We start from the raw sequence: 6,183 nt of genomic DNA, 5'->3' as shown, positions 1-6,183 counted from the left end.
GGCGCTCAATTATGCAGCCAGCGGGATTCATTCACCGTATGGAGAAGACGCCACCTTGCAGTTGCAGGGGCAGTTATTGGCTTGTTGATGGTTTGATTGACGCTGGTTACTCACTGCACTTGGCCAATACCACTGCGATCAAGCAATACGACGGTCTCAAACATCGAGGAAATGAACCCGATGCGCGCCATTTGGCGTATATTCTACGCCTGGGATTGCTGCCAGAATGCCATATCATGCCGCGACCGATACGAGCCGTTCGGGATCTGGCTCTAAAACGTATGCAACTTGTTCAGCAGCGCACCACCAGGTCGTTTCGATCTGAAACTGTCTGGTACAACAAACCGGCGATCGCCTTGGCAGTAACGATGTCAAACAGTTGACTGACGCACATGTCGATGTGATGTCACTAGGGATTGTCGAATCAATCGGCATCAAGGGCAACCTGGCTGTGTTGCAGGCGCTTCAAATACAGATCGATGGCATCGAGAAAGCATTGTCCAGACATTGTCGCGGCAATCCAGGATATCGACTGCTCAAAACCGTGTCCGGTATCGGGCCAATCCTGGCAACGGTCATTCTTCTTGAAACCGGCAGCATCGAGCATTTTGCAGACGTCGGCAATTATGCATCGTACTGTCGCTGCGTTGACAGTGTTCACGTCTCAAACGGTAAAAAGAAAGATGAAGGCAATACCAAGAATGGGAATAGCTATCTGGCTTGAGCATATGTCGAAGCTGCGAACTTTGCCATTCGGTATTGCGAGCCGGCGCGTAAATTTTATCAGCGCAAGAAGGCTAAGCGGAATGGTATTGTTGCACTCAAAGCAGTGGCACACAAACCGGCACGGGCCTGCTTCCATATGCTAAAGACAGGACAACAATTCTCGATAGAGCGTTATTTTACGTAAGGTTGGCAACGGCCAGTAAGCCAAGTACGTGGGTTGGACTTTGAGCCACCAAAAACTGATTGGATGCTGTGCCATTTGCCATTGCTGTTTGTTTCGACGAAATGAATCGTCCGGCTTGCGAGCCACAAGGGTCTGGAACCGCTATGCGGAAGCCAAAGAACCGTCCCACAATTGGACGCAAGACGGTACCGAGATGCTTCTGGGGCAGCGGTGCTGCCAGGGTGGGATAACAGCAACACCTCCGCTTGATCCATATGGATGACTGGTGCGATTCACGCAACCACGCATCGAAGCAAAGGATACGATATCAATCGACGGAACAAATAACTATGGATCGAGGTAATAGAAATATCGCAGAATTTCGCGAGTAGTAAGTTCGGACCCTTTACAACGGACGGCTAATGGGTGACCCACGTATAGATCACAATCCTACTCAATATAATGAGTGGGAGATTGGAGTGATCGACGTGGCATTATTCGACGCTGGCACCTTCGTGACCAGGTCTCCTTGAGAGAGATCGCCAGGCGCTTAAGCATCTCCAGAAACACCGTCAGACGTCATCTACACTCTGAAGTCTAGAGCCGGCGTACCGAGATCGACGCACTCCCCGTGCTCTTGATCAGTACGCTTTCAAATTTTCATCCTGGCTTAAAACCGAAGCAACCAAATCTCGAAAGCAGCACCGCAGCTTAAAATAGATCCATGCTGATCTATGTGCGCTAGGCTTCGAGTGATCGTACGACCGGGTTGCCGCCTTTGTGCGACAGCGGCGAGTAGATCAGTTGCACAGTATCAATTCTGCAAGCAAAGGAACAGATCCGACGCGATCACTTAACTACCCCGTTTACAAGGCCTACCCAATGCAAATTTAAATTTTCATCATTTAATGCGTTTTCAAACGGTCTTTCTACATATTGTTTTACTTCATTCAATTGGTGTTTTACTTCATTCAATTTGGCGTGATAGATAATTTTACTAACTTTCCTGATTAAGCCTTTTTGCCGTCGTATTGTAGATTCCTGAGCAAATATGGCAACTAGTTGCAACATTTCCTGTAAATTTGAATCGTCATTGATTGCATCGGCCATTCGCTGCCATTGGCCACATTCGTCCCAGCGCCTAAAGCGCATATAAATTGAATTCCAGTTACCAAACTCGAATGGCAAATCTGCCCATTTAATTTTAGTAGACACAACAAAAAATATCGCTTCTATAAATTTACGATTATTTTTGCCCCAAACGCCTGGGCTACCCTTTGTTCCTATAAGCAAAGGTTCTAATTTCTTCCATTGTTCATCACATAGTTGCATGTTACCCTCATATTTTTAATGTTCAGTACATGCCAAAGGTTCCAACCGATCTATCACCCAATATCACTCGCCATCTACGCAACACATCGCGCGTTTTGAACACATACTGATAACGTACCTACATAGCCGCTCGGCACGCGCTGATTAATTCAAGAATACACAAACGCATCATTTATAAAACCATGAGTTATGAATGATTTTTTGTGGAAAATCGAATTAATCAATACTTCCTTAGGAATATTTTCCTTTCCTCCATAGACAATGCACGCAATGTGCAAATATAAATCTTTGGTCTTGATAAGACGGCGTGATATTTAATCCATTTTATTTCCAAAAAGAATATTATTAGTAGGAAAAAATGGCGTAAAACATTGTCCATACGTGCCAATTTGAACTGTCCAATGGGTGGCTGCCGCAGTAAGAGTGGCGTAGAATTATGATTGCCTCGAATACCCCAGTTTTGACAGTGCAAGATAGTGGGCAAGGCACATCCGACGAACTTCAGAGGCAGGAACAGCGATGCAGGGAGGTTGCGGGTGGAATGAAAGTGGTAATTTTCGGTTGTTCATGCCCCACTTGCACCGTTCAGAACGGTGGTAGGTCAACTTCTATCAGAAACACCAATAGCCGTAGCGTGCAGCCTTGAGGGGGCAGGGCTAAGGTGGCGCAGGCGCTGCCTATGCAGTTGCACCCTATTTGCGCTGACCTGCCAAGACATGTTTGATGGAGGCGACGGTTGCGCTTCTTTTGCGCAGCAGCTATATGCTTGTCTACACTAGACTACAGCTTGTAGCCTAGTAGGCTATTACAGTGTTTCTTGATCCAGCGCGCGTCCTAGCAGAGTGCCGAGCTTAATCCGACCCGCGAGGCGAATAGCGCATTCGAGGATCGCCCGAATTTCAGCCTCAGTACTGCGGTATACTTTGGTGCCGACGTGATCGCCGAGAACGTGCGCGACGACCAGGTCAAGATCATCAAACGCAATCACCTGATTGCCAATATGGTCATTTTTCACAATTGCCACACGATCACGCAGGCGTTGAAGGAATTGGACGCGGAGAACTGCCAGTTGGTCCACGAGCTACTCGCGATGTTCAGTCCGTTCCGAACCCACCACCTTAACGAGTTCGGGCGGTACGATCTGAAGGATCGTGAGTCGGTGCCAGTGGACTACAGCATCTAGTTATCCCCTATACAGGCGGCAATGCCGCAACGAAAAACGACAGACTGAACCATTGTTACTCATTTACGCACGAATTCTTATGTCTAACCACATTCCGACAATAGCAGTCCCATGAAAGGATCTTCCATACGCTCTACCTTGCAAGCCCTTTGGGTCAGCCCTTCGTTCAGCCGTCTGGATGTCAGCAATGATGCCTCATTCTCAGAATCGCTTTTCAAAACACTGAAATACTGCCCGATTCATTCGCGCCGACCATTCGACAATCTGCTCGACACACGGGATTGAGTCACTACCTTTGTGCAATAGTACAACCATGAGCATCGCCACAGCGAGATCAAATTCGTTACACTTGGCGGACGTCATGCTGGCATAGACATCGCGCTGCTACGCAAGCACGATGAGGTCTATGAGGCCACCAAAACTCGGCATCCAGAGCGCTGGAGTGAGGCCGCCAGAAATTGACAACTTGCTCACATCGCACATATCAATCTAGGTAAGCTAACGCAATACAATCATCAACAGCAAGGAAATTCCATACTCAAAACAAACAGCTTGAACCAGAACAGTTATGCATCAACTAGCTTAAAAATTTCCGTAATCGCCAATTCCATGAATAGGTGATGACCGAGGCCGAAAACCGTACCAACAGCACAACACGCGAAGTACCGTTGACACATTCGTCGAGGTGGAGAAGAGCTTGCTAGAGCAGCTACCGGCGGTACTGTCAGAATTGGCGACTTGAGTTAAAGTCAGAGTTCACCCTGACGCGCATGTACAATATGAGTACAACTATTATTCGGTATCGTTCCGACTGGTCGGCGCACAACTCTGACTCAAGACGACTGATACCATGGTGGCCTTCACTGACTTCCTCAGTTTGCTCATTCATGACGAGGCCGCACGCCGCGAACAGAAGACGCTTGAAGGTTTCGACTTTGATCGGCTGCCCAATCTGTACCAGACCTTGGTTCATGACCTAGCCACTTACCGCTTCATTGAAGAGTTCATCAACGCGATTGGCCGGATGCTCCGCAATGCAGGTGAACACGTGGCGCTACTAAGCTTCGGGATCGATGCCTTTCATGAGTGCGCTGCCGATGAGGCCCTATATGGTTGTGGGAGGCTCTCCGCCGCTATCGGATCCGAGAAACAAGTAATTTCTGCGCCCCAGACAGCATCCGCGCAATGCATTCTCGGCGATGTTATTATCTATTTTGACAATGCCGTCGTCACAGTAATAGATCGGCAGCTATCACTGGTTGAGCAGGTCGTGGAAGAACTGCTTGTAGTGACTGACTTCGTCCTTGGCGATGCGCGAGGCTAGGTCTTTCAACATCGAATTGTTGGCTCCAAGAACCAGTTCTCTATCCAGCCCCTGATCGCACAAAAAGCATTTTTAATGAGCAATGCGATATCGGAAATCCAAGTAATCGCGTCCGTGACGAGCGGAACGACAAAAATTATTTTGCTAAAGAGTTCAATAAAATACTCTCCGATTTTATCGGTAGCATCCAGGATGTCAATTTTCATGCCAGGATGTGCTATTCCTAGATCTTTTGCCGACTTGTAAACCGAGTAAAATTTTTCCTGATAGTCTTTTTTTATCTGTTTTTTCAGTTTATTCATGGTGGAACGGAATGTAATTACTGCCGATGGAGAGGTTTGGGCATCGCGGAATGTCAACACAGCATTCGCGATTTTAGTTTCTACGGCGCTCATGCCAGAAAAGGCGAAATTTTGGGCGAGCATCTCCAGCGGTTTAATTAAATACTCACGTTGTGACGGCGAAGTTGAGGTATGTATTTGCATAAAATTATCAAATGAAATAATTGTTACAGTGTTGCCTCTTTGGCTGTTCAGGAAAGGACTGATTAATTTAATTTATTACAGAAAATCATTTGGGACTCATTGATTTATAAGTGCTACATTTGTAAATTAATGAATTAATCAGCGCTTTCCTAGTAAGGCATCGATAGTGCTTAGTTTATACAGCTTATTTAGATGATAATCGCAAAATTATCCATTTATTTCCATCGTGCATTTAATACTCCACGTAGATTGGTTAGTTTAACTTCCGAAATTATTTTCCACGAAATATTCTATTGTGCATTAATCTTACAGTTGTTTTTTAAAATAATATATAACATCCTCATATTGCATTAATAATTTTATATTTTAGTGAATTTGCAAGAATTAGTTGGCCCAGCACAATTCGATCTTTCAATAATCTGCGTGGCTTGCCAAGGCTAGCATTCTCAACACCCGAAACTGCACAACAGGACCGCGCGTATCGTCAAGCGCTCCCTGGAGCCAGTTTCTTGCGAACTTGCCATCCAACTTCATGCGCCCTACTAATTTGTTCCAGTGCCAATCCGAGCCAGATAGTAAATTATCGTCCGCATTGAATGACTTCAGATCGCCATCGTCGCCACCGCTGCCGTCAGCAAGCTCACACCTGTTAAGCGCACTGTTATCCGATAAATTGGGCTGGACCTACGGTACATACCGAGGGAAAATCAAGTATTTGGACAACATGATTTCGCTGAACAGCGTGGTGTCGCTGTTGAACCTCAAATTGCGGGGCACGACAAAGCTGTCGTATACCGATTTCGAGATCAGTTCAACCATCGCCGCATAATTGCATTTACAATAATTCTGGAACTGGAAAATTTTCGGTGCACAGACACCATTTTTCAGGAAGTCATGTCCAATTCCTGTATGACCAGATCGGCATCTGGTCGCATCGAGAATGCCCAGCCAACGACTCGACGTGTGTACA

6 protein-coding genes and 4 pseudogenes are annotated in these 6,183 nt (G+C 46.4%); 6 read left to right on the top strand and 4 right to left on the bottom strand.

The annotated features are described in order from the left end of the window. The 3 genes and pseudogenes from AC07RZ_RS23925 to AC07RZ_RS23915 all read left to right on the top strand — a co-directional run. A pseudogene (locus AC07RZ_RS23925) lies at positions 1 to 383 on the top strand (hypothetical protein); the annotation flags it as partial. Then, positions 380 to 724, top strand: coding sequence for a transposase (locus AC07RZ_RS23920; RefSeq protein WP_494669847.1), 345 nt, complete (start codon positions 380 to 382; stop codon positions 722 to 724). The pseudogene AC07RZ_RS23925 and the gene AC07RZ_RS23920, both read left to right, overlap by 4 nt. 631 nt (positions 725 to 1,355) lie before the next feature. Next, positions 1,356 to 1,490, top strand: coding sequence for a helix-turn-helix domain-containing protein (locus tag AC07RZ_RS23915; RefSeq protein ID WP_494669846.1), 135 nt, complete (start codon positions 1,356 to 1,358; stop codon positions 1,488 to 1,490). Between the two features lie 248 nt (positions 1,491 to 1,738). Here the strand turns inward: AC07RZ_RS23915 and AC07RZ_RS23910 are convergent, their stop codons facing one another. Further along, positions 1,739 to 2,221, bottom strand: coding sequence for a transposase (locus AC07RZ_RS23910; RefSeq protein WP_494669845.1), 483 nt, complete (start codon positions 2,219 to 2,221; stop codon positions 1,739 to 1,741). 934 nt (positions 2,222 to 3,155) lie between these two features. Here AC07RZ_RS23910 and AC07RZ_RS23905 point away from each other — a divergent pair. From AC07RZ_RS23905 to AC07RZ_RS23895, 3 genes and pseudogenes are all read left to right on the top strand, one after another. Further along, entirely contained in the window at positions 3,156 to 3,404 is a 249-nt protein-coding gene (locus AC07RZ_RS23905) for a Tn3 family transposase (RefSeq protein WP_494669844.1), read from the top strand. Between the two features lie 781 nt (positions 3,405 to 4,185). Further along, positions 4,186 to 4,236, top strand: a pseudogene (locus AC07RZ_RS23900) (hypothetical protein); the annotation flags it as partial. A gap of 12 nt (positions 4,237 to 4,248) precedes the next feature. Next, a pseudogene (locus AC07RZ_RS23895) lies at positions 4,249 to 4,407 on the top strand (ATP-binding protein); the annotation flags it as partial. Here AC07RZ_RS23895 and AC07RZ_RS23890 read toward each other — a convergent pair. The 3 genes and pseudogenes from AC07RZ_RS23890 to AC07RZ_RS23880 form a co-directional block, all read right to left on the bottom strand. Beyond that, a pseudogene (locus AC07RZ_RS23890) lies at positions 4,381 to 4,647 on the bottom strand (IS66 family transposase); the annotation flags it as partial. The pseudogenes AC07RZ_RS23895 and AC07RZ_RS23890 sit on opposite strands and share 27 nt — an antisense overlap. A gap of 86 nt (positions 4,648 to 4,733) precedes the next feature. Further along, a complete protein-coding gene (locus tag AC07RZ_RS23885; RefSeq protein WP_494669843.1) occupies positions 4,734 to 5,213 on the bottom strand; it encodes a hypothetical protein in 480 nt (159 codons plus the stop codon). 684 nt (positions 5,214 to 5,897) lie between these two features. Continuing rightward, positions 5,898 to 6,183, bottom strand: a 286-nt coding sequence (locus AC07RZ_RS23880; RefSeq protein WP_494669842.1) for a hypothetical protein, incomplete at its 5' end; no start/stop codon positions are given.

It is taken from the genome of Collimonas sp. GW821-FHT07E08, from assembly GCF_059418905.1.
This window is presented reverse-complemented; position numbering and strand designations above follow the sequence as displayed.